The organism is Ramlibacter paludis (assembly GCF_022012305.1).
Lineage (GTDB): Bacteria > Pseudomonadota > Gammaproteobacteria > Burkholderiales > Burkholderiaceae_C > Ramlibacter > Ramlibacter paludis.
On record NZ_JAKLTM010000006.1, the window covers coordinates 199,059 to 219,909 of the forward strand.

The 20,851-nt window shown below is 67.8% G+C and carries 17 protein-coding genes; 9 read left to right on the plus strand and 8 right to left on the minus strand.

Features of this window, described 5'->3' with window-relative positions; genetic code table 11:
• Nucleotides 1-107 precede the first annotated feature (107 nt).
• The 6 genes from LZ009_RS20470 to LZ009_RS20495 form a co-directional block, all read right to left on the minus strand.
• Nucleotides 108-1,655, minus strand: coding sequence for a SpoVR family protein (locus LZ009_RS20470; RefSeq protein WP_275699829.1), 1,548 nt, complete (start codon nucleotides 1,653-1,655; stop codon nucleotides 108-110).
• Nucleotides 1,652-2,947, minus strand: coding sequence for a YeaH/YhbH family protein (locus LZ009_RS20475; RefSeq protein ID WP_275699830.1), 1,296 nt, complete (start codon nucleotides 2,945-2,947; stop codon nucleotides 1,652-1,654). The genes LZ009_RS20470 and LZ009_RS20475 overlap by 4 nt, the downstream gene beginning before the upstream one ends.
• A gap of 3 nt (nucleotides 2,948-2,950) precedes the next feature.
• Nucleotides 2,951-4,873 carry a PrkA family serine protein kinase gene (locus tag LZ009_RS20480; RefSeq protein WP_275699831.1) on the minus strand — a complete coding sequence of 641 codons (1,923 nt, stop codon included), beginning with the start codon at nucleotides 4,871-4,873 and terminating at the stop codon, nucleotides 2,951-2,953.
• A gap of 285 nt (nucleotides 4,874-5,158) precedes the next feature.
• The gene (locus tag LZ009_RS20485) at nucleotides 5,159-6,169 is read right to left on the minus strand and encodes an SIS domain-containing protein (protein ID WP_275699857.1); all 1,011 of its coding nucleotides are present in this window, start codon (nucleotides 6,167-6,169) and stop codon (nucleotides 5,159-5,161) included.
• On the minus strand, nucleotides 6,159-7,313 hold the full coding sequence (nagA, locus tag LZ009_RS20490; protein WP_275699832.1) for an N-acetylglucosamine-6-phosphate deacetylase: 1,155 nt from the start codon (nucleotides 7,311-7,313) through the stop codon (nucleotides 6,159-6,161). Before nagA ends, LZ009_RS20485 begins: the two co-directional genes overlap by 11 nt.
• Nucleotides 7,310-8,200, minus strand: coding sequence for a glucosamine kinase nucleotide-binding domain-containing protein (locus LZ009_RS20495; protein ID WP_275699833.1), 891 nt, complete (start codon nucleotides 8,198-8,200; stop codon nucleotides 7,310-7,312). The genes nagA and LZ009_RS20495 overlap by 4 nt, the downstream gene beginning before the upstream one ends.
• 94 nt (nucleotides 8,201-8,294) lie before the next feature.
• Between LZ009_RS20495 and LZ009_RS20500 the strand changes: the two genes are divergently transcribed.
• On the plus strand, nucleotides 8,295-8,903 hold the full coding sequence (locus LZ009_RS20500; protein ID WP_275699834.1) for a 2-hydroxychromene-2-carboxylate isomerase: 609 nt from the start codon (nucleotides 8,295-8,297) through the stop codon (nucleotides 8,901-8,903).
• On the opposite strand, the gene LZ009_RS20505 is transcribed toward LZ009_RS20500, so the two are convergent.
• Both LZ009_RS20505 and LZ009_RS20510 read right to left on the minus strand, forming a co-directional pair.
• The gene (locus LZ009_RS20505; RefSeq protein ID WP_275699835.1) at nucleotides 8,883-10,604 is read right to left on the minus strand and encodes an AMP-binding protein; all 1,722 of its coding nucleotides are present in this window, start codon (nucleotides 10,602-10,604) and stop codon (nucleotides 8,883-8,885) included. The genes LZ009_RS20500 and LZ009_RS20505 overlap by 21 nt on opposite strands.
• A gap of 5 nt (nucleotides 10,605-10,609) precedes the next feature.
• Nucleotides 10,610-11,473, minus strand: coding sequence for an amidohydrolase family protein (locus LZ009_RS20510; protein ID WP_275699836.1), 864 nt, complete (start codon nucleotides 11,471-11,473; stop codon nucleotides 10,610-10,612).
• A 115-nt stretch (nucleotides 11,474-11,588) separates the two neighbouring features.
• Between LZ009_RS20510 and LZ009_RS20515 the strand changes: the two genes are divergently transcribed.
• From LZ009_RS20515 to LZ009_RS20550, 8 genes are all read left to right on the plus strand, one after another.
• Nucleotides 11,589-12,365, plus strand: a complete 777-nt coding sequence (locus tag LZ009_RS20515) for a crotonase/enoyl-CoA hydratase family protein (RefSeq protein WP_275699837.1) — start codon at nucleotides 11,589-11,591, stop codon at nucleotides 12,363-12,365.
• 5 nt (nucleotides 12,366-12,370) lie between these two features.
• Complete coding sequence (locus LZ009_RS20520; protein ID WP_275699838.1) at nucleotides 12,371-14,254, plus strand: feruloyl-CoA synthase; 1,884 nt, start codon at nucleotides 12,371-12,373, stop codon at nucleotides 14,252-14,254.
• Complete coding sequence (locus LZ009_RS20525; protein WP_275699839.1) at nucleotides 14,251-15,015, plus strand: SDR family NAD(P)-dependent oxidoreductase; 765 nt, start codon at nucleotides 14,251-14,253, stop codon at nucleotides 15,013-15,015. The genes LZ009_RS20520 and LZ009_RS20525 overlap by 4 nt, the downstream gene beginning before the upstream one ends.
• Nucleotides 15,016-15,043: 28 nt before the next feature.
• Complete coding sequence (locus LZ009_RS20530; protein WP_275699840.1) at nucleotides 15,044-16,180, plus strand: ABC transporter substrate-binding protein; 1,137 nt, start codon at nucleotides 15,044-15,046, stop codon at nucleotides 16,178-16,180.
• Nucleotides 16,181-16,310: 130 nt separating this feature from the next.
• Complete coding sequence (locus LZ009_RS20535; RefSeq protein ID WP_275699841.1) at nucleotides 16,311-17,348, plus strand: branched-chain amino acid ABC transporter permease; 1,038 nt, start codon at nucleotides 16,311-16,313, stop codon at nucleotides 17,346-17,348.
• A complete protein-coding gene (locus LZ009_RS20540; protein WP_275699842.1) occupies nucleotides 17,348-19,108 on the plus strand; it encodes a branched-chain amino acid ABC transporter ATP-binding protein/permease in 1,761 nt (586 codons plus the stop codon). The genes LZ009_RS20535 and LZ009_RS20540 overlap by 1 nt, the downstream gene beginning before the upstream one ends.
• A 1-nt stretch (nucleotide 19,109) precedes the next feature.
• Nucleotides 19,110-19,844, plus strand: a complete 735-nt coding sequence (locus LZ009_RS20545; protein ID WP_275699843.1) for an ABC transporter ATP-binding protein — start codon at nucleotides 19,110-19,112, stop codon at nucleotides 19,842-19,844.
• Between the two features lie 26 nt (nucleotides 19,845-19,870).
• Nucleotides 19,871-20,851, plus strand: a complete 981-nt coding sequence (locus LZ009_RS20550; RefSeq protein ID WP_275699844.1) for a Bug family tripartite tricarboxylate transporter substrate binding protein — start codon at nucleotides 19,871-19,873, stop codon at nucleotides 20,849-20,851.

Sequence of the window (20,851 nt, forward strand, 5' to 3'; positions counted from 1 at the left end):
GAGTTGTCATCCCCGCGGAGGCGGGGAGCCAGGGCTTCCAGAAAAAAGCGGCCCGCGGGCCGCTTTTCCATGCTCTGGATTCCCGCCTCCGCGGGAATGACGGGAAATCAATGATGCGCCACCGCCGGCGGCGTCACTTCCCAATGCTGCATCACGCGCTCGTGGCCGTCCACGCTTTCCAGCCGGACCCGGAAGCCCCACAGCCGCGCGACGTGCTTCACCACTTCTTCCGCGCTGTTGTCCAGCGGCCTGTCGTCATGGCGCACATGGCGCAAGGTCAGTGACCGGTCGCCGCGCGCATTGACGTTCCACACTTGGATGTTCGGCTCGCGCCAGCCCAGGTCGTGCTGCCGCGACAGCGACTCGCGCAGGCGCCGGTAGCCGTTGTCGTCGTGGATCGCCGAGACTTCGAGTTCGGACTGGGCCGCATCGTCGAGCACCGCGAACAGCCGGAGGTCGCGCATCAGCTTGGGCGACAGGTACTGCCCGATGAAGCTCTCGTCCTTGAAGTGGCGCATCGCGTAGTCGAGCGACTTGATCCAGTCGGTGCCCGCGATGTCGGGAAACCACTTGCGGTCTTCCTCGGTCGGGTTCTCGCAGATGCGGCGGATGTCCGTGAACATCGCGAAGCCCAGCGCATACGGATTGATGCCGCTGTAGGCCGGGTGCGTGATCGGCGGCTGGAACACCACGTTGGTGTGCGAGCTGAGGATCTCCATCATGTAGCCGTCCGAGAGCTTGCCCTCGTCGTACATGGTGTTGAGCAGCGTGTAGTGCCAGAACGTGGCCCAGCCCTCGTTCATGACCTGGGTCTGGCGCTGCGGATAGAAGTACTGCGCGATCTTGCGCACGATGCGCACGATCTCGCGCTGCCACGGTTCCAGCAGCGGCGCGTTCTTCTCGATGAAGTACAGGATGTTTTCCTGCGGCTCGTCCGGGAAGCGCCGCACCTTCTTCTCGGCCGCCTTGCCCGCCTTGGTGGGCAGCGTGCGCCACATGTCGTTCACCTGCTGCTGCAGGTAGGCCTCGCGGTCCTTGCGGCGGTTCTCTTCTTCCACCATGGAGATCTTCTGCGGCCGGCGATAACGGTCCACGCCGTAGTTCATCAGCGCGTGGCAGGCGTCGAGCACCTGTTCCACCGCGTCGATGCCGTGGCGTTCCTCGCATTCGGTGATGTAGCTCTTGGCGTAGACCAGGTAGTCGACGATCGAGCTGGCGTCCGTCCACATCCGGAACAGGTAGTTGCCCTTGAAGAAGGAGTTGTGGCCGAAGCAGGCATGCGCCATCACCAGTGCCTGCATCGGCATGGTGTTTTCTTCCATCAGGTAGGCGATGCAGGGATCGGAATTGATCACGATCTCGTAGGCGAGGCCCATGTGGCCGCGGCGGTAGCTCTTCTCGCTCTGGATGAAGTGCTTGCCGTACGACCAGTGCCGGTAGTTCACCGGCATGCCGACCGAGGCGTAGGCGTCCAGCATCTGCTCGGAGGAGATCAGTTCCAGCTGGCTCGGATAGGTGTCCAGCCCGAAGCGTTCCGCCGTCTTGCGGATCTCCTGGAAGTAGGTCTCGATCAGCTCGAAAGTCCAGTCCGAGGGGCTCGGCAGGCGATTCGAGGGCTTGGCGTCGGAGGGGGTAAGGAGTTCTGCTTCCATCATGCCGCCGTTGGGGACTTCTTGAACAGGTCACGGAACACCGGGAAGATCTGCGACGGGGTCACGATCTTCTGCATGGCGAAGTGCGCATTGGCGTCGCGCACCCGCGTGTACTCTTCCCACAGGTTCTGGTCTTCGTCCGCCACCTGCACGTAGGCGTAGTAGCGCACCAGCGGAAGGATCTTGTTGTCCAGGAGCTCACGGCACTTGGACGAGTCCTGCTGCCAGTTGTCGCCGTCCGAGGCCTGGGCGCCGTAGATGTTCCACTCGCTGCCCATGTAGCGCTCGCGGATGATGTCGTTCATCATCGTGAGCGCGCTGGACACCACCGTGCCGCCGCTTTCGGTGGCGTGGAAGAACTCGTCCTCGGTCACTTCCGCGGCCTGAGTGTGGTGGCGGATGAAGACCACTTCGGTCTTCTCGTAGTGGCGCGACAGGAAGAGATACAGCAGGATGAAGAAGCGCTTGGCGAGATCTTTGCGCGATTCGTCCATCGAGCCGGAGACGTCCATCAGGCAGAACATCACTGCCTTGCTGGTGGGCAGCGGCTCGCGCACGCGGTTGCGGTAGCGCAGGTCGAACGGGTCGAGGAACGGCACTCGCTTCATGCGATCGCGCAACTCCTGCACTTCGGCGCGCAGCTTCTCCAGGTCGGCCGGGGCCATCGTGCCGCGCTTTTCCTCTTCGGCCAGGTTTTCCTCGGCGCGCTTCAGTTCCATCCGGGCGTCACCGCCCATGGCGATGCGCCGCGCGAGGCCGACGCGCATCGACCGCACCACGTGCAAGCTGGTGGGGTTGCCTTCGGAGACATAGCCCGCGCGCCGCACCTTCCATTCCGGGACGTCGGCCAGCAGCTGCGTGCGGATCAGGCGCGGCAGGGCCAGGTCGTCGAAGAAGTAGTTCATGAACTCTTCGCGCGAGATGCGGAAGACGAAGTCGTCCTCGCCCTGCCCGTCCTGCGAAGCGCCGCTGCCGCCCGAGCCGCCGCCACCGCCTTGCGGCCGCTGGATGCGGTCGCCGCGCAGGTATTCCTGGTTGCCCGGGTGCACCAACTCCCGGCTGCCGCCGGGCGCGTGGCCGAAGGTGGGCTCCGTGACATCGCGCTTGGGCAGCGTGATGTCGGCGCCCTCCTCGATGTCGCGGATGCTGCGGTCGCCGACCGCCTTGCGCACGGCGTCCTTGATCTGCTCGCGGTAGCGCCGCAGGAAGCGCTCCCGGTTGCCGATGGACTTGTTCTTGCCCGATAGGCGCCGGTCGATGACCTGGTGGAGTTGCGAGCGCTCGGAGCTATCCATGAACTATGAGCTCTTGCGGACGCGCAGGTACCACTCGCACAGCAGGCGCACCTGGCGCTTGGTGTAGCCCTTTTCTTCCATGCGGTGCACGAAGTCCTCGTGCTTCTTGGCCTCGTCGGCGCTCGCCTTGGCGTTGAAGCTGATGACCGGCAGCAGTTCCTCGGTGTTCGAGAACATCTTCTTCTCGATCACGCTGCGCAGCTTCTCGTAGCTGGTCCACACCGGGTTCTTGCCGGCGTTGTTGGCGCGCGCGCGCAGCACGAAGTTGACGATCTCGTTGCGGAAGTCCTTCGGGTTCGACAGGCCCGCGGGCTTCTCGATCTTCTCGAGTTCGGCGTTGAGCGCCGCGCGGTCGAAGATCTCGCCCGTGTCCGTGTCGCGGAACTCCTGGTCCTGGATCCAGAAGTCGGCGTAGGTGACGTAGCGGTCGAAGATGTTCTGCCCGTACTCCGAGTAGGACTCGAGGTAGGCTGTCTGGATTTCCTTGCCGATGAACTCCGCGTAGCGGGCGGCCAGGTGTTCCTTGATGTAGGAGAGGTACTTCTGCTCCGTCTCGGCCGGGAACTGCTCGCGCTCGATCTGCTGTTCCAGCACGTACATCAGGTGCACCGGGTTCGCCGCGACCTCGTTGCTGTCGAAGTTGAACACCTTGGAGATGATCTTGAAGGCGAAACGGGTGGAGATGCCGTTCATGCCCTCGTCGACGCCGGCGTAGTCGCGGTACTCCTGGTAGCTCTTGGCCTTGGGGTCGGTGTCCTTGAGGTTCTCGCCGTCGTACACCTGCATCTTGGAGAACAGGCTGGAGTTCTCCGGCTCCTTCAGGCGCGTGAGCACCGAGAACTGGGCCATCATCTTCAGCGTGCCCGGGGCGCAGATGGCCTCGGCGAGCGACGAGTTGGTGATCAGCTTCTCGTAGATCTTCACTTCCTCGGTCACGCGCAGGCAGTACGGCACCTTGACGACGTAGATCCGGTCGAGGAAAGCTTCGTTGTTCTTGTTGTTCTTGAAGGCCTTCCACTCGCTTTCGTTCGAGTGGGCCATCACGATGCCGTCGAAGGGGATCGCGCCGAAGCCTTCGGTGCCCTTGAAGTTGCCTTCCTGGGTGGCCGTCAGCAGCGGGTGCAGCACCTTGATCGGCGCCTTGAACATTTCCACGAATTCCAGCAGGCCCTGGTTCGCGAGGCACAAGCCGCCGGAGTAGCTGTAGGCGTCCGGGTCGTCCTGGGCGTAGCTTTCGAGCTTGCGGATGTCGACCTTGCCGACCAGCGAGGAGATGTCCTGGTTGTTCTCGTCGCCCGGCTCGGTCTTGGCGATGCCGACCTGCTTGAGGATGGACGGGAAGCGCTTGACGACCTTGAACTTGCGGATGTCGCCGCCGTATTCGTCCAGGCGCTTGACGGCCCAGGGCGAGAGGATGCGTTGCGTGTAGCGGCGCGGAATGCCGAACTGCTGTTCCAGCAGCGGGCCGTCCTCATCGTTGCTGAAGAGACCCAGCGGCGACTCGTTCACCGGCGAATCCTTCAGCGCGTAGAACGGCACCTGTTCCATCAGCTGCTTCAGGCGCTCCGCGATCGACGACTTGCCGCCGCCGACGGGGCCGAGCAGGTACAGGATCTGTTTCTTTTCTTCCAGGCCCTGCGCCGCGTGGCGGAAGTGCGAGACGACCTGCTCGATCGGCTCTTCGAGACCGTAGAAGTCCTTGAAGGCCGGATAGATGCGGATGACCTTGTTGCCGAAGATGCGCGACAGGCGCGTGTCGTGCCGGGTGTCGACCATCTCGGGCTCGCCGATCGCGGCGAGCATGCGCTCTGCGGCCGTGGCGTACGTCAGCGGCTCCCGTTTGCAGAGGTCGAGGTACTCCTCGATCGACATCTCCTCCTCGCGCGTCTTCTCGTAACGCGTGAGGAAATTGCGGACCACGTCCATGAAGCCTCCTTCGTTGACTGTCTGCAGCGGGGCGCGCAGTGCGGTGTCACTGTACTCCCGAGTCGGCGTCCTGCCTCAACGGCGCATGTAGGCGAAACGCCGACTTCACTGTAGGTGAACGGTAGATAAAAACAAGGGGGCGGAGTTTCTCGGTGGATACCCGAGACGCATGTAAACGACATTGCGCGTGCACTCGGGCGAGCGCTGTGTCACGATGCGAGTTCGCGTGCACCACGAAGGCTGCGCGCGCCCTCATGGTGCCTGTAGGCCGGAGCACGCAAGTGCTCAGCTGGTTCGCGTCACCTTCTTCAGGTGCGGAGGCTGGTCGGGGTCGTTGCCGCGCGCCCGCGCCAGCGCCTCCACCATGGGATAGAAGCTCTGGATGGCGCTCACCGGATCGACGTCCGGCAGCCCCGTTTCGACCAGCGGCAGCGTGGCGCCCGGCGTGCCCGGCGGCGCCGCCAGCAGCACGCATGCACCGCGATCGCGCATGGCCCGCGCCACTTCGAGCACGCCGGCCTGCGCCGGCCCGCGCGGGGCGAACATGAGCAGTGGGTAGCCCGGCTCGATCAGCGCCATCGGCCCGTGCTGGATCTCCGCGGCCGAGAAGGCCTCGGCCTGGATGCCGCAAGTCTCCTTGAACTTTAGCGCGGCTTCCATCGCAACCGGCAGGCTCAGGCCGCGGCCGACCACGAACAGGCGGTCGGCATCGCGCAGCTTGTCCACCGCCTCCGACCAGTCGGCGCGCGCCGCCAGTTCCAGCGCGGCCGGCAGCGCGTCCAGCGCCAGCTGCAAGTCCGCATCTTCCTGCCACGCGGCGGCCAGGCGCGCGCCGGCTACCAGCTGCGCGATGAAGCTCTTGGTCGCGGCCACGCTCTTCTCGGGGCCGGCATGCAGCGGGAACAACCACTGCGCGGCCTGCGCCAGCGGCGAGGCCGCGTCGTTGACGAAAGCACAGGTGACGGCGCCGCCCGCGCGGAAATATTCGGTGGGCTTCACCACGTCGGGGCTCTGGCCGGATTGCGAGAAGGCAAAGGACGCCAGGCCCTGGCAGGCGATGCGCGACTGGTACAGGGTGATGAGCGACATCGGCATGGAGGTCACCAGCCGCCCCATGCGCGCCATCACCAGGTAGGCCGCGTAGTGGGCCGCGTGGTCGGAGCTGCCGCGTGCCAGCGTCAGCAGCGAGCTGGGCGGAGTGCTGCGCAGCTGCGCACCGAGTGCGGCGTATTGCTCGCGGTCCGCACGCAACTGGCGCGCGACCACCTGCGGCGCTTCGCGCGCCTCATCCAGCATGCGCGACATGGCGCCTGTCTCCTTCTTGTCCTTCGCGTTCGCGGCCCTGCAGGTAGACCGCCTGCACGCGCAGCTCGCCATCCAGGCGCACCACGTCGGCCCAGGCGCCGGGCGCGAGGCGCCCGCGGTCCGTGAGTTCCAGGAAATCGGCGGGATAGGTCGCGACCCGCCGCGCCGCGTCGTCGAGCGCCAGGCCGACCACGTCGACCAGGTTGCGCAGCGCGCGGTCCATGGTGAGCGTGGAGCCGGCCAGCGTGCCATCGGCCAGGCGCACGCCGCCCAGGCACTTCGTTACGGCCTGGCGTCCCAGCTTGTATTCGCCATCGGGCATGCCGGTGGCCGCCGTGGAATCGGTCACGCAATAGAGATGCGGAATGCAGCGCATGGCCGTGCGGATCGCGCCGGGGTGCACGTGCAACAGGTCGGGAATGATCTCGGCGTACTGCGCATGCGCCAGCGCCGCGCCCACCATGCCCGGCAGGCGATGGTGCAGCGGCGTCATCGCGTTGAAGAGGTGCGTGAAGCCGCGGGCGCCGCGCGCCAGCGCTTCGCGGCCCTGCTCATAGTCGCCGGCCGTGTGGCCGATCTGGACGCGGTAGCCGGCCCCGCACAGCGCCGCGATGGCGTCCATGTTGCCTGGCACTTCGGGGGCGAGCGTGAGCAGGCGCACCGGCGCCAGCGCGTCCAGCCGCCGCAGTTCGTCGAGCGAGACCGGGCGCGCGAAATCGGGCTGCGCGCCCAGCTTGGCGGCATTGATGTACGGCCCTTCGAGGTGCATGCCCAGCACGCGCGCGGCGCCCGGCGCGCCTTCGCGGCACAGGGTCCCGATCGCGCCCAGGGCCGCTTCGAGGTCGTCGTAGGGCGCGGTCATCGTGGTGGCCAGCAGCGCGGTCGTGCCGTGTTCGGCATGGCGCCGCGCCACCTGCAGCGCGGCGTCGCCGCCTTCCATCACGTCGCGCCCGGCGCCGCCGTGCACGTGCAAGTCGACGAAGCCGGGCAGCAGGATGTCGCCGTTCTCGCGCGCCTGTTCCGGGCTGATGTCCCGGCCCTCGATGGCGGTGATGCGGCCATGGCCGTCGATGTGGAGGCTGCCGGCGACGAAGCCGCCGGGCGTGAGGATGCTGCCGGCCAGGCTTCGCGTCACGCGGCCGCTTCCGTGGTTTCGGCCTGCGCGGCGCGGCGGGCCAGCACCAGCGCGCCGGCCACCGCGTTGTCCTGCGCCGCCACCAGCCGGCTGCGCAGCGCGGGCCGCATGCGCGGCGCCAGGCGTTCGGCGATGCTGCCGCTGGCGGCCAGGGGCAGGCGGCCGCGCGGATCGATGGCCAGGGCCAGGTCTTCGAGGGAATTCACGGCGGACTGCAGGAGCGCGGCGGAGACCGGGTCCTGCGCTTCGGTGTCGAACACCGCGCGTGCCAGCTGCGCATATTCGAACTGGCCCGCCTGCGCGCACCAATCCTGCAGGCTCTCGCGCTCGTCGCCGCAATGCATCCACACGCGGCGCGCCAGCACACCCGCGCCGGCGCGTCCATCGAGCGCGTTCTGCGCCTGCCGCACGGCCTGCAAGCCGAGCCAGGCGCCGCTGCCTTCGTCACCCACCGGAAAACCCCATCCGCCGACTGTAGCGCGGCTGCCGTCGGCGCGGAGCGCTTCCGCGATGCTGCCGGTGCCGGCGATCAGGATGGCGCCGGGCTTGCCGCCGTGCGCGCCCAGCAGCATGGTGAAGGAATCGGTTTCGGCTTCCAGGTGGGCCAGGCCGGGATCGGCCGCCAGGAATTCCTCGCGCAAGGGCGGGTGGCTCACGCCCGACAGTCCGGCGGCCAGGGCACAGCGTTCCCACCTGGGCTGGGCCAGGCCGGCCTGGTCGAAGGCGGCCCGCACCGCGATGGCGATGTTGCGCCAGGCCTTGGCGACGCCCTGCCCCAGGGCGGACGGTCCGGCTTCGCCCGCGCCGACCAAGGCGCCGTTGCTGCGCTGCACCAACGCGCGCGTTCCGCTGCCACCCCCGTCGACGCCGATCAGATAGTCAACCATAAGGTTTAGACCGGCCCCCGCTAAAGAGTTGCAGCTCGGCAGGCTGCTGCAATCATCTGTAGACCTTGGCTGACGGGCACGGCTAAGCTTGCGTATGGCTGCGCCACTTTCCTTTTATTTCGATTTCATCTCGCCCTATGGCTACTTCGCCAGCCTGCGGGTGGAGGAAATCGCCGCGCGCCATGGCCGGAACGTCGACTGGCGGCCCATGCTGCTGGGCGTGGCGGTGCTGAAGGTGATGGGGCTGAAGCCGCTGCTGGAGACGCCGCTGAAGGGCGATTACATCCGGCGCGACGTGCTGCGCCATGCGCGCCGGCATCGCATACCCCTGAAACGCGACCTCAATGCTTCCGTCGGTAACCCGTTGCCGGCGGCGCGCGCCTTCTACTGGGTCAAGCAGCAGCACCCACACCTGGAAGCGGCGATGGCGCATGCCCTGTTCCATGCTTTCTGGGCGGAAGGGCGCGACCTGTCGACGCCGGAAAAGGTCGGGGCGATCGAGCTGCCGGGCGGCCTGGACGGGCAGGTGCTGGCGGAAGCCACCGCCAGCGAAGAAGCCGCCTCGCTGCTGCGCAATGCGGTGGCGTCGGCGCTGAAGGCGGGCGTCTTCGGCTCGCCGACGGTCGTGGTGGACGGCGAGCCGTTCTGGGGAGTGGACCGCCTGCCCGACGTCGAGGCGTGGCTAGCCGAGGGCGGCTGGTAGGATCTGCACCGGAACCGCGATGGCGCCGAGCGCGGCACGCATCTGCGCGACATCCCCCGATCCTTCGGCCGTCGCACCGCGTTCGTCGACCGTCACCCGCCAGTCCGGGCCCAGCAACTCCCGCAGCTTCAGTTCCGTCGCCCGCACGCGCAGCGCCGGCTTGTAGACCTTGCCGATGGCCGTCAGCGGCAGCGCGTCGAGGATGACCACCCGCCTGGGAACGGCCGGCCGCTCGTAGACCGTCGGAGCCACGGCGGACAGCAACGCATCGCCGTCCATCCGCACGCCGGGCTTGAGCGTGACGAATGCTGCCGGCACCTCGCCCGCGTGCGCGTCCGGTTCGGCGACCACCGCGCACATCGCGACTGCCGGATGGGCGAGGAACGCGTCTTCGACCAGCCCCGGATCGATGTTGTGCGAGCCGCGGATGATCACGTCCTTGGCCCGGCCGGTGACGTGGATGTAGCCCTGCGCGTCGACGTGGCCGAGGTCGCCCGACACCAGCCAGCCGTCCTCGAACATGCCCGCATCGCGCGCCGGGTCGGTGTAACCCGGGCTGACGTGTGGCCCCCGCAGCGCCAGCACCCCGTCATGCACTTCCACCCGGGAGTACGGCAGCCGCAGGCCGCAGGAGCCCGGCACGCGCGGCGCCGCCGCAGGCTCGATGGAGACCAGCCCGGCGCATTCGGTCATGCCCAGGATGTTGCGCACGGGAATCGCCAGCGCCTGCTCGAAGCGCGCGGCCAGTTCGGCCGGCAGCGGCGAGCCGCCCGTGTAGGCGACGCGAATGCGCGAGACGTCGGCGTCGACCGGCAGGTTGCACAAGCTCGCCAGGATCGTCGGCACGCACGCGAGCGCGTTCACGCCTTCGCGCTCGCAGAACTTCCAGTAGTTGCGCAGGAAGGCCGCGTTGCGCATGCCGGTCACGGTGGGCAGGACCTGCGTCGCGCCCACCGCCAGCAGCGCCAGGCCGTAGACGAAGGCGCCGGCCACGTGGAACAGTGGGAACCCGTTGATTTCGACGGTGTGCTCGTCGAAGCCGTAGAAGAAGTGCGCGAACCAGGAGGCATGCGCCTCGTTGCCGTGCGTGTGCCGCACCAGCTTGGGCGCGCCGGTCGTGCCGCCGGTGTGGAACAGCGCGGCGACGCGGTCGGGCGTCAACAGCGGATCGAACTGCAGCGTTTCCGCCTGCGCCGCCAGCGCCGGTTCGAAGTCTTCGCCGATCCGCAGGACGGTGCGCTTCTCCAGCCCCGGCACCTTGCGCAGCGTGGACGCGATGTCCAGCTCCGCGTTCGCCCCCAGCGCCACGACGACCTTCGCGCCGCTGGCCTCGAGCAGCGCGGCTATGTGGTCCGGCTGCAGCATGAAATTGATCGGGCAGGCGCGCCCCGCGACCTGCGCGCCCCACAGCGCGTACTGCGTCGCCGGGATGTTGGGCGCCAGGATCGCGACCGCGTCGTCGGGCCCGACGCCCAGGCTGCGAAACAGGTTGGCCGCGCGCCGCACGTTGGCCAGCAGCTGTGCATAGGTGACGCGAACCGCCGGTGTCGCCAGGTCGCCGTCGGGCAGGTAGACGAAGGCCGCGCGCTCCGGGTGGAGCCGCGCGGCCCTTTCGATCAAGCCGTAGGTCGAGCGCGCCGGGATCGCCTGCTCGTAAGGCGTGCGCTCCAGCGCCTCGATGTCCGCCAGCGAGCGGAACATGGCGCTCAGGCCAGGCCCAGCAGCCGCACCGCGTTGCCCTTCAGGATGCCGGGCATCACCTCGGGCTTGAAGCCGGCGTCCTCGAAGTCCTTCATCCAGCGCTCCGGCGTGATCAAGGGGTAGTCGCTGCCGAAGAGGATGCGGTCCTTCAGCAGCGTGTTCGCGTACTGCACGAGCTGCTTGGGGAAGTACTTCGGGCTCCAGCCCGAAAGGTCGATCCAGACGTTGGGCTTGTGCGTGGCCACCGAGAGCGCTTCGTCCTGCCAGGGGAAGCTGGGGTGCGCCATCACGATCTGCATGTCCGGAAAGTCGATGGCGACGTCGTCCAGATGCATCGGGTTGCTGTATTCCAGCTTGAGCCCGCCGCCGCAGCGCATGCCGGAGCCGATGCCGCTGTGGCCGGTGTGGAAGATGGTCGGCAGCTTGTGCGCGTTGATCACCTCGTAGATCGGCCAGGCCATGCGGTCGTACGGGTGGTAGCCCTGCACCGTCGGGTGGAACTTGAAGCCCTTGACGCCTTCTTCCTTGATCAGGCGCTCGGCTTCGCGCGCGCCCATCTTGCCCTTGTGCGGGTCGATGCTGGCAAAGGCCACCATCATGTCGCTGTTCTCGCGCGCGGCCTGGGCGATCTCCTCGTTCGGGATGCGGCGGCGGCCCAGCTGCGACTCGCTGTCCACGGTGAACATCACGAGGCCGATCTTCTTCTCGCGGTAGTGCGCGATCGTCTCCGCGATCGTGGGCCGCCGCGCATTGCGGAAGTACTTGTCGGCGGCGCGGTCGTATTCCTCGCCGTAGTTGTCGAAGGGATTCCAGCAGCTGACTTCGGCATGCGTGTGCACGTCGATGGCGACCAGGTTTGCGTGATCCATGGCTTGTCTCCGGGATGCGTGTGCCAAGGGTAATCCCTAGGGCGATTTGGCTTGAGTTGGTTATTGTTTATAACAAATAATCCAACAACCCGGGTCCCACTCCGCCAACGAAAACATGACCAGCAAAGCCGACATCCAACTCGAGATCGATGGCGACGTCGCCATCGTCCGCCTGAACCGACCGGCCAAGCGCAACGCCCTGAGCGACGGCCTGGTCCAGGCCGTGCGCAACACCTTCGAGACGCTGCCGAAAACCGTGCGCGCCGCCGTGCTCGACGGTGCGGGCGAGCACTTCTGCGCCGGCCTCGACCTGTCGGAACTGAAGGAGCGCGACGCCGGCGCCGGCCTGCACCACTCGCGCATGTGGCACGCCGCGCTGGAAGAGGTGCAGTACGGCCCGGTGCCGGTGATTGCCGCGCTGCACGGCGCGGTGGTCGGCGGCGGACTGGAGCTGGCCTCGGCCTGCCACATCCGCGTGGCCGACGAAACCACTTTCTACGCGTTGCCGGAAGGATCGCGCGGCATCTTCGTCGGCGGCGGCGGCGCGGTGCGCATCCCGCGCCTGATCGGCGCCGCTCGCATGACCGACATGATGCTCACCGGCCGCGTCTACAACGCCGTCGACGGCGAGAAAGCCGGTTTTGCCCAGTACCTCGTGCCGCAGGGCCAGGCCTCCGCCAAGGCGCTGGAACTCGCGCGCCGCGTGGCGCAGAACGCGCCGCTCACCAACTACGCCCTGATGCATGCGCTGCCGCGCATCGCCGAGCAGCCGGCCGACCAGGGCTTCCTCACCGAGGCGCTGATGGCCGCCATCGCGCAGAGCGCGCCCGAGGCCAAGCAGCGCGTGCGCGACTTCCTCGAAGGCCGCGCCGCCAAGGTCAGCAAGGGCTGAGCGCGATGAGCACGGAAGCCAAGCGGCCCGCGCCGCGCTATCGCCCCATGGGTTTCGGCGTCACCCGCGCCGTGCTCCGCGACGGTACCGGCGGCGCCCGCTACCTGCGCGCCGAAGTGCCGCTGGACACCCGCTACGCGCAGCGCATGACCGACCGCCTGCTGCATTGGGCGCAAACCGATCCGGACCGCGTCTTCATCGCGCGCCGCGAGAAGCGCGCCGACGGCAGCAGCGGCGACTGGCGCAAGATCACGTATGGCGAAGCGCTGCAGACCGCGCGCCGCGTCGGCCAGGCGCTGCTGGACCGCGGCCTCGACGCCGATCGTCCCGTCGCCATCCTCAGCGAGAACAGCCTGGAGCACGCGCAGGTCGCGCTCGGCTGCCTCTACGCCGGCATTCCCTATTGCCCGGTGTCGCCCGCCTATTCCACGGTGAGCCAGGACTACGACAAGCTCCGGCACGTGCTGGAGACGCTGACGCCCGGCCTGGTGTTCGCGCTCGATGCGGCGCGCTACGGCAAGGCCATCGCGGCCACCGTGCCCGCTGACGTCGAAGTGGTGCTGGCCGAAGGCACGCTGCCCGGTCGCGACGTGACGCCTTTGTCCGCCCTGCTGGCCACCGAGCCCACGCCCGCGGTCGACGCCGCGATGCAGGCCACCGGCCCGGACACGATCACCAAGTTCCTCTTCACCTCCGGCTCGACCAAGTTGCCCAAGGCGGTGATCAACACCCACGGCATGTGGTGCGCCAACCAGCAGCAGATGCGGCAGTCGATGCCGGTGCTGGCCGAGGAGCCGCCGGTGCTGGTCGACTGGCTGCCCTGGAACCACACCTTCGGCGGCAACCACAACGTCGGCCTGACGATCTACAACGGCGGCACGCTCTACATCGACGACGGCAAACCGACGCCGGCCGGCATGGCCGAGACGCTGCGCAACCTGCGCGAGATCGCGCCGACCATCTACTTCAACGTGCCGACCGGCTTCGAAGCCATCGCCCACGCGATGAAGGCCGACCCGGTGCTGCGCCGCAACCTGCTGTCGCGGGTGCGCATGTTCTTCTACTCGGGCGCGGCCCTGGCGCAGCCGATCTGGGACCTGCTGCACGAGGTGCAGGAGCAGGAGATCGGCGAGCGCATCGTGATGGGCACGGGCCTGGGCATGACCGAGTCGGCACCTTTCGCCGTGTTCGTCACCAACCCCGAGGTCAAGTCCGGCCACATCGGCCTGCCGACCGTGGGCATGGAGCTGAAGCTGGTGCCCGCCGAAGGCAAGACCGAGATCCGCTACAAGGGCCCGAACGTCACGCCTGGCTACTGGCGCAACCCCGAGGCCAGCGCGGAATGCTTCGACGAGGAAGGCTTCTTCTGCACCGGCGACGCCGTGCTGTGGATCGACGAGGCGAATCCGCACCTGGGCCTGAAGTTCGACGGCCGCATCGCCGAGGACTTCAAGCTGGCCACCGGCACCTTCGTCAGCGTCGGCCCGCTGCGCGCGAAGATCATCGCGGCCGGCGCGCCCTACGTGCAGGACGCCGTCATCACCGGCCTGAACCGCAAGGAAGTCGGCGCGCTGCTGTTCCCCACGCCGGCCATCCGCAAGCTGGCCGGCCTGCCGGAAGGCGCGCCGCTGAAGGACGTGCTGGAAAGCGCGCCGGTGCAGGCGCACTTCCAGCAAGTGCTGGACAAGCTGGCCGCCGAAGGCACCGGCAGCGCCAACCGCGTGGCGCGCCTGCACCTGCTGCACGAGCCGCCTTCCATCGACAAGGGCGAAGTCACCGACAAGGGCTCCATCAACCAGCGCGCCGTGCTCAAGCACCGCGACCCGCTGGTGCAGGACTTCCACGACGGCAAGCTCGCCCACACGCTGCTGCCAAAGGACAAGGCATGAACATCCAGGGACAGGCCGCCCTCGTCACGGGCGGCGCTTCGGGCCTCGGCGAAGCCACCGCGCGCGAGCTCGCGCGGCTGGGCGCCAAGGTCGCCGTGCTCGACGTGAACCTCGCGCAGGCCGAACAGGTCGCGCGCGACATCGGTGGCGTGGCCATGCAGTGCGACATCACCAACGCGGAGAGCGTTGCCGCCGCCATCGCCAAGGCCGCCGCCGCCCACGGGCCGGCCCGCATCCTGATGAACATCGCCGGCATAGGCACCGCGAAGCGCATCGTGCAGAAGGACGGCACTGCGGCGCCGCTGGAAGACTTCGCGCGCGTCGTCAACATCAACCTGGTCGGCACGTACAACGTCAGCCGGCTGTTTGCCGCGGAGTGCGCAAAATTGGCACCGTTGGAAGACGGCGAGCGCGGAGTCATGCTGTTCACCGCCTCGGTCGCGGCCTTCGACGGCCAGGTGGGCCAGCAGGCCTACAGCGCCTCCAAGGGCGGCCTGGTGGGCATGACCTTGCCGATGGCGCGTGACCTCGCGCAGCATGGCATCCGCGTGTGCACCATCGCGCCCGGCCTGTTCTCGACGCCGCTGATGAAGCAGCTGCCCGAGCCGGTGCAGGAGTCCCTGGCCAAGTCCATCCCCTTCCCGTCCCGCCTGGGCAAACCCGAAGAGTTTGCGCAGCTGGCTTGCCATATCGTCACCAACAGCCACTTGAACGGCGAAGTGATCCGCCTGGACGGAGCGCTTCGCATGGCGCCCCGTTGAATCGATTTAACCCCTGGAGACAAAGAAGATGAAGCTAGTCCGTACCCTGATCGCCGCCGCGGTGGCGCTGTCCGCCGCCGGCGCCGCCCTGGCCGACATCAACGTCGGCGTCGTGCTGTCGCTGACCGGCCCGGGCTCCGGCCTGGGCATCCCGATGCAGAAGCAGCTAGCGCTGTTCCCCAAGGAAATCGCCGGCGAGAAGGTCAACCTGATCGTCCTGGACGACGCCTCCGACCCGGGCAAGGGCGTGAGCAACACCAAGCGCCTGATCACCGAGGACAAGGTCGACGTGATCCTCGGCTCCTGCCTGACCCCGGTGGCCGCCGCCATGGCGCCGGTCACCGCCGAAAACAAGGTGCTGCAGGTCGCCGCCTCGCCGGTCGGCGTGCCCCCCGGCCAGGACCAATGGCTGTTCCGCCTGCCGCAGGGCAACGAGGTGATGGCCCACGCGATGGTCAACCACATGAAGAAGATGGGCGTGAAGACCATCGGCTTCCTGGGCTACACCGACGCCTACGGCGAACTGTGGCTCAAGGCCATGACGGCTGAGGCCGAGAAGAACGGCATGAAGATCGTCGCCACCGAGCGCTTCGCCCGCACCGACACCAGCGTCACGCCGCAGGCGCTGAAGCTGGTTTCCGCCAACCCCGACGCGATGCTGGTCGTGGCTTCCGGCTCCGGCGCGGCGATGCCCGAGAAGGCGATCGTCGAGCGCGGCTACAAGGGCAAGATCTACCAGACCCACGCCGCGGCCACGCCCGACCTGGTGCGCATCGGCGGCAAGGACGTCGAAGGCACCTACGTCGTCTCCGGCCCGGCCGTCGTCGCCGAGCAGCTGCCTGACAGCCACCCGTCCAAGAAGGCCGCCGTCGACTTCGTGACCAAGTTCGAGAAGGCCAACGGCGCCGGTTCGCGCAACCAGTTCGCCGGCCACTCCTACGACTTCGCGATCGTGATGGAGAAGATCGTTCCCGTGGCGCTGAAGAAGGCCAAGCCGGGCACGCCGGAGTTCCGCGCCGCGCTGCGCGACGCCATGGAAGGCATGGGCCGCACCATCTTCTCGCACGGCGTGATGAACTGGACCAAGGACGACCACTGGGGCTACACCAACGAAACCGGCGTGATGCAGAAGGTCGTGGACGGCAAGTTCGTCGTCGAGAAATGAAGTTTGCTGCGCCAAAACGCGCAGCAAACAGGGGCTGGAGGCTAGGGGCTAGGGAAACTTCCCGGACCTGGCCAGGCCTCGGCTTCCTTCCCTAGCCTCCAGTCTCTAGCCTCTAGCCCTTCTCCCACCCATGGACTTCTCCATCGCCAGCATCCTGGCGCTCGACGGCCTGACCAACGGCGCCGTCTATGCCCTGCTGGCCCTCGCGACGGTGCTCGTGTTCGCCGTCACCCGCGTCATTTTCATTCCGCAAGGCGAGTTCGTCGCCTTCGGCGCCCTCACCCTCGCCCTGCTGCAGACCGGCAAGGTCCCGGGTACGGTGTGGTTCCTGCTGGTGCTGGCCGTGGTCGCCGCGCTGGCCGACCTCGTCAACGGCGTGCGCCACCATCGGCCCGCCAAACGCATCCTCACCGACATGGGCAAGACGCTGGCGCTGCCCGTGCTCGTGTCGCTGGTCGCCATCTGGGCCGCGCCGCGCGGCTTTCCGCTCGCGGTGCAGGCGCTGCTGACGCTCGCGCTGGTCACGCCTTTCGGCAACCTGATCTATCGCCTGGCTTACGAGTCGCTGGCCGACGCATCCGTGCTGGTTCTCCTGATCGTCTCGGTCGGTGTGCACTTCGCGTTGGTCGGCCTGGGCCTGTTCTTCTTCGGCGCGGAAGGCTTCCGCAACCCGAGCTTCTGGGACACCCGCTTCAACGCCGGGGCCGTCACCCTCACCGGACAGACCGTCATCATCTTTGCCGCCTCGGTGGCGCTGATCGTCGCGCTCTACCTGTTCTTCGAACGCACCCTCACCGGCAAGGCCTTGCGCGCCACGGCCGTCAACCGCGTGGGCGCGCGCCTCATGGGAATTTCCTCCAACGGCGCCGGTCGCCTCGCCTTCACGATGGCCGCCTTCCTGGGCGCGCTGTCGGGCCTGCTGATCGGCCCGACCACCACGGTCTTCTACGACAGCGGCTTCATCATCGGCCTGAAGGGCTTCGTCGCCGCCGTGTTCGCCGGCCTTTCGAGCTACCCGCTGGCGCTCGTCGGCGCGCTGGCCGTCGGCCTGCTGGAAAGCTTCGGCTCCTTCTGGGCCAGCGCCTTCAAGGAGGTGATCGTGTTCGCCTCCATCCTCCCGGTGCTGCTGTGGCGGTCGCTGCGCGATCCGCACGGGGAGGAGCATTGATGCGGCGCTTCGCCTTCCCGCTGTTCGCGCTGGCCATGCTGGCGCTGCCCTTCCTGCCGGTGCCGGACTTCTGGATCTCGCAGGGCAACTACATCGGCCTGTACGCGATCGTCTCGCTGGGCCTGGTGCTGCTGACCGGCGTCGCCGGTCTCACCTCCTTCGGCCAGGCCGCCTTCGTCGGCGTAGGCGCGTACACCGCTGCTTTCCTGACGGTCAAGCTGGCCGCTTCGCCCTGGCTGGCGCTGCTGCTCGGTGTCGGCCTCGCGGTGGCGGCGGCGCTCGTGCTGGGTGCGATCACGCTGCGCATGTCCGGCCACTACCTGCCGCTGGCCACCATCGCCTGGGGCCTGGCCCTGTACTTCACCATGGGCAACATGGAGTTCCTGGGCAAGTACGACGGCATCCTGGGCATCCCCACGCTCAAGCTGTGGGGCATGGACATCGGCAGTGAACGCCACCTGCACGTGGTGATCTGGCTGATCGCCTTGCTCGCAGCGCTGGCCTCCACGCACCTGCTCGACTCGCGGCCCGGCCGCGCGATCCGCTCGCTCAAGAGCGGCGCGACGATGGCCGAGGCGATGGGCATCTCCACCTTCCGCGCCAAGCTCACCGTCTTCGTGATCGCCGCCGTGCTGGCGGCCATCTCCGGCTGGCTGTTCGCCTTCTTCCAGCGCACGGTGAACCCCTCGCCCTTCTCGCTGGCCAAGGGCATCGAGTACCTGTTCATGGCGGTGCTGGGCGGCGTCGGCCACGTGTGGGGCGCCTTCCTCGGCGCCGGCGTGGTCAAGCTGCTGGAAGACCAGCTGCAGGTGCTGCTGCCCAAGTTGATCGGCACCAGCGGCAACTTCGAATCCATCGTGTTCGGCGTCATCCTGGTGCTGGTGCTGAAGTACGCGCCGGACGGCCTCTGGACCTTCGTCGCCCGCTGGCTGCCGCGCGCGGACCGTCCGCGCGACTGGGCCAACGCGGAAGCGCTCCCGGTGCGCGCGAAACCGACACCGGGCGAGGCGCTGCTGCAGGTGCAGGCGGTGCGCAAGGAGTTCGGCGGCCTGGTGGCGGTGAACGACGTCAGCTTCGAGATCCGCGCGGGCGAGATCGTCGGCCTGATCGGCCCCAACGGCGCCGGCAAGTCGACCACCTTCAACCTGATCACCGGCGTCCTCGCGCTCACCAAGGGCCAGGTGCTGTACCGCGGTGCGGCCATCGGCGGCATGGCTTCGCGCAACATTGCCAGGCTGGGCGTATCGCGCACCTTCCAGCACGTGAAGATGATTCCGGACATGACCGTGCTGGAGAACGTCGCGCTGGGCGGCTACCTGCGCGGCAGCGTGGGGCCGCTGCGCGCCATGCTGCGCCTCGACCGCGAAGAAGAACGCCGGCTCTTTGCCGAAGCCGAGCGCCAGCTGGCACGCATCGGCATGGCCGACCGCATGCACGAACTGGCGGGCAACCTCGCGCTGGGACCACAGCGCCTGATGGAAATCGCGCGCGCACTGTGCACCGACCCTGCCCTGCTGCTGCTGGACGAACCCGCCGCCGGCCTGCGCCACAAGGAGAAGCAGGCGCTGGGCGACGTGCTGCGCCAATTGAAGGGCGAAGGCGTGAGCCTGCTGCTGGTGGAACACGACATGGACTTCGTCATGGGCCTCACCGACCGCATCGTGGTGATGGAATTCGGCACCAAGCTGATGGAAGGCACGCCGCCCGAAGTGCAGGCCAGCCCCGCCGTGCGCGCGGCCTATCTCGGAACGGAGCATTGAGATGAGCCTGCTGCTCGAAGTGAAAGGCCTGCACGCCGGCTACGGCCGCGCCGAAGTGCTGAACGGGCTGGACTTCCAGCTGCCCGCCGGCCAGGTCGTCACGGTAATCGGCCCCAACGGCGCCGGCAAGTCCACGACGCTGAACGCCTTGATGGGCCTGCTGCCCTGCCGCGGCCAGGTGCTGTTCGACGGCGTCGACCTTGCGAATGCGGACCTCGAGGAACGCGTGATGCTGGGACTCGCGCTGGTGCCGGAAAAGCGCGAGCTCTTCGGCACCATGCCGGTGGAAGACAACCTGGTGCTGGGCGGCTACCGCGCCATGAAGCTGCGCATTCCCAACTGGAAGAGCGAGCTGGAACGCGTCTACACGCTGTTCCCGCGCCTGAAGGAACGCCGCGCGCAACTCGCCGGCACGCTCTCCGGCGGCGAGCGCCAGATGCTGGCCGTGGGCCGGGCGCTGATGGCGCGGCCCAAGCTGCTGATGCTCGACGAGCCCAGCCTCGGCCTGGCGCCGCTGGTGGTGCGCGACATCTTCCGCATCATCGACACGCTGCGCACCAGCGGCGTCAGCATCCTGCTGGTCGAACAGAACGCCCGCGCGGCGCTGGAAGTCGCCGACTATGGCTACGTGCTGGAAACCGGCGAGATCGGCTTGCGCGGCCCGGCGCGCGAGCTCGCCGGCGACCCGCGCGTGATCGAAACCTACCTGGGGGCTGCCCGCAAGCAGCCCGCCTGAATCCCACCAACGAAGGAGACCTGCCCATGCTCACCCGCCGCGATTTCGCCTTGTCCGCCGCTGCTGTGTCCGCGTTCCCGCTGCAGGCGCTGGCCCAGGCTTTCGAAGCACCGAAGATCATCAACGGCTTTCCCGCCGGCGGCACCGCGGACGCGACGGCGCGCCGCGTCGGCGAGCGCATGGGCGGCACGGCTTACGCCAAGACCGCGGCAGTGGTGGAGAACAAGCCCGGCGCCGGCGGCCGCATCGCCTGCGAGGTGGTGAAGGCGTCCAAGCCGGACGGCAGCGTGCTGCTGCTCACGCCGTATTCGATGATGTCGATCTACCCGCACATCTACGCCAAGCTCTCGTACGACCCGTTCAAGGACTTCCTGCCGGTGTCGATCGCGGCGGTGATGACCCACGCGCTGAGCGTCGGCCCGATGGTGCCGGCCAGCGTGAAGACGGTGAAGGACTACCTGGCCTGGGCCAAGGCGAATCCGGACAAGGCCAGCTACGGCTCGCCGGCGGCCGGCTCCACGCCCCACTTCCTGGCGGCGCTGCTGGGCCTGAACAACAACGTGGACCTGAAGCACGTGCCTTACCGCGGCTCCGCGCCGGCGGTGGCCGACATGATCGGCGGCCAGCTCGCCTCCTGCTCCACGCCCACCGGCGACGCGCTGGCCAATCACAAGGCGGGCAAGGTGCGCATCCTGGCCACGTCGGGCGCGCAGCGCACGGCTTTCACGCCGGACGTGCCGACCTATGCCGAACAGGGCTACCCCGAGCTGACCACCGAGGAGTGGTTCGGCTTCTACGCGCCCGCGGGCACGCCCGCCAGCGTGATCGCGAACGCCAATGCGGCCATCAACCAGGCGGTCAAGGAAAAGACGGTGGTCGATTCGCTGCACCTGATGGGACTGGAAGCGCAGGGCTCCACGCCGGTGCAGATGGACAAGAGCCAGAAGGACGAATTCACCCGCTGGGGGCCGCTGGTCAAGAAGATCGGCTTCACCGCCGAATCCTGA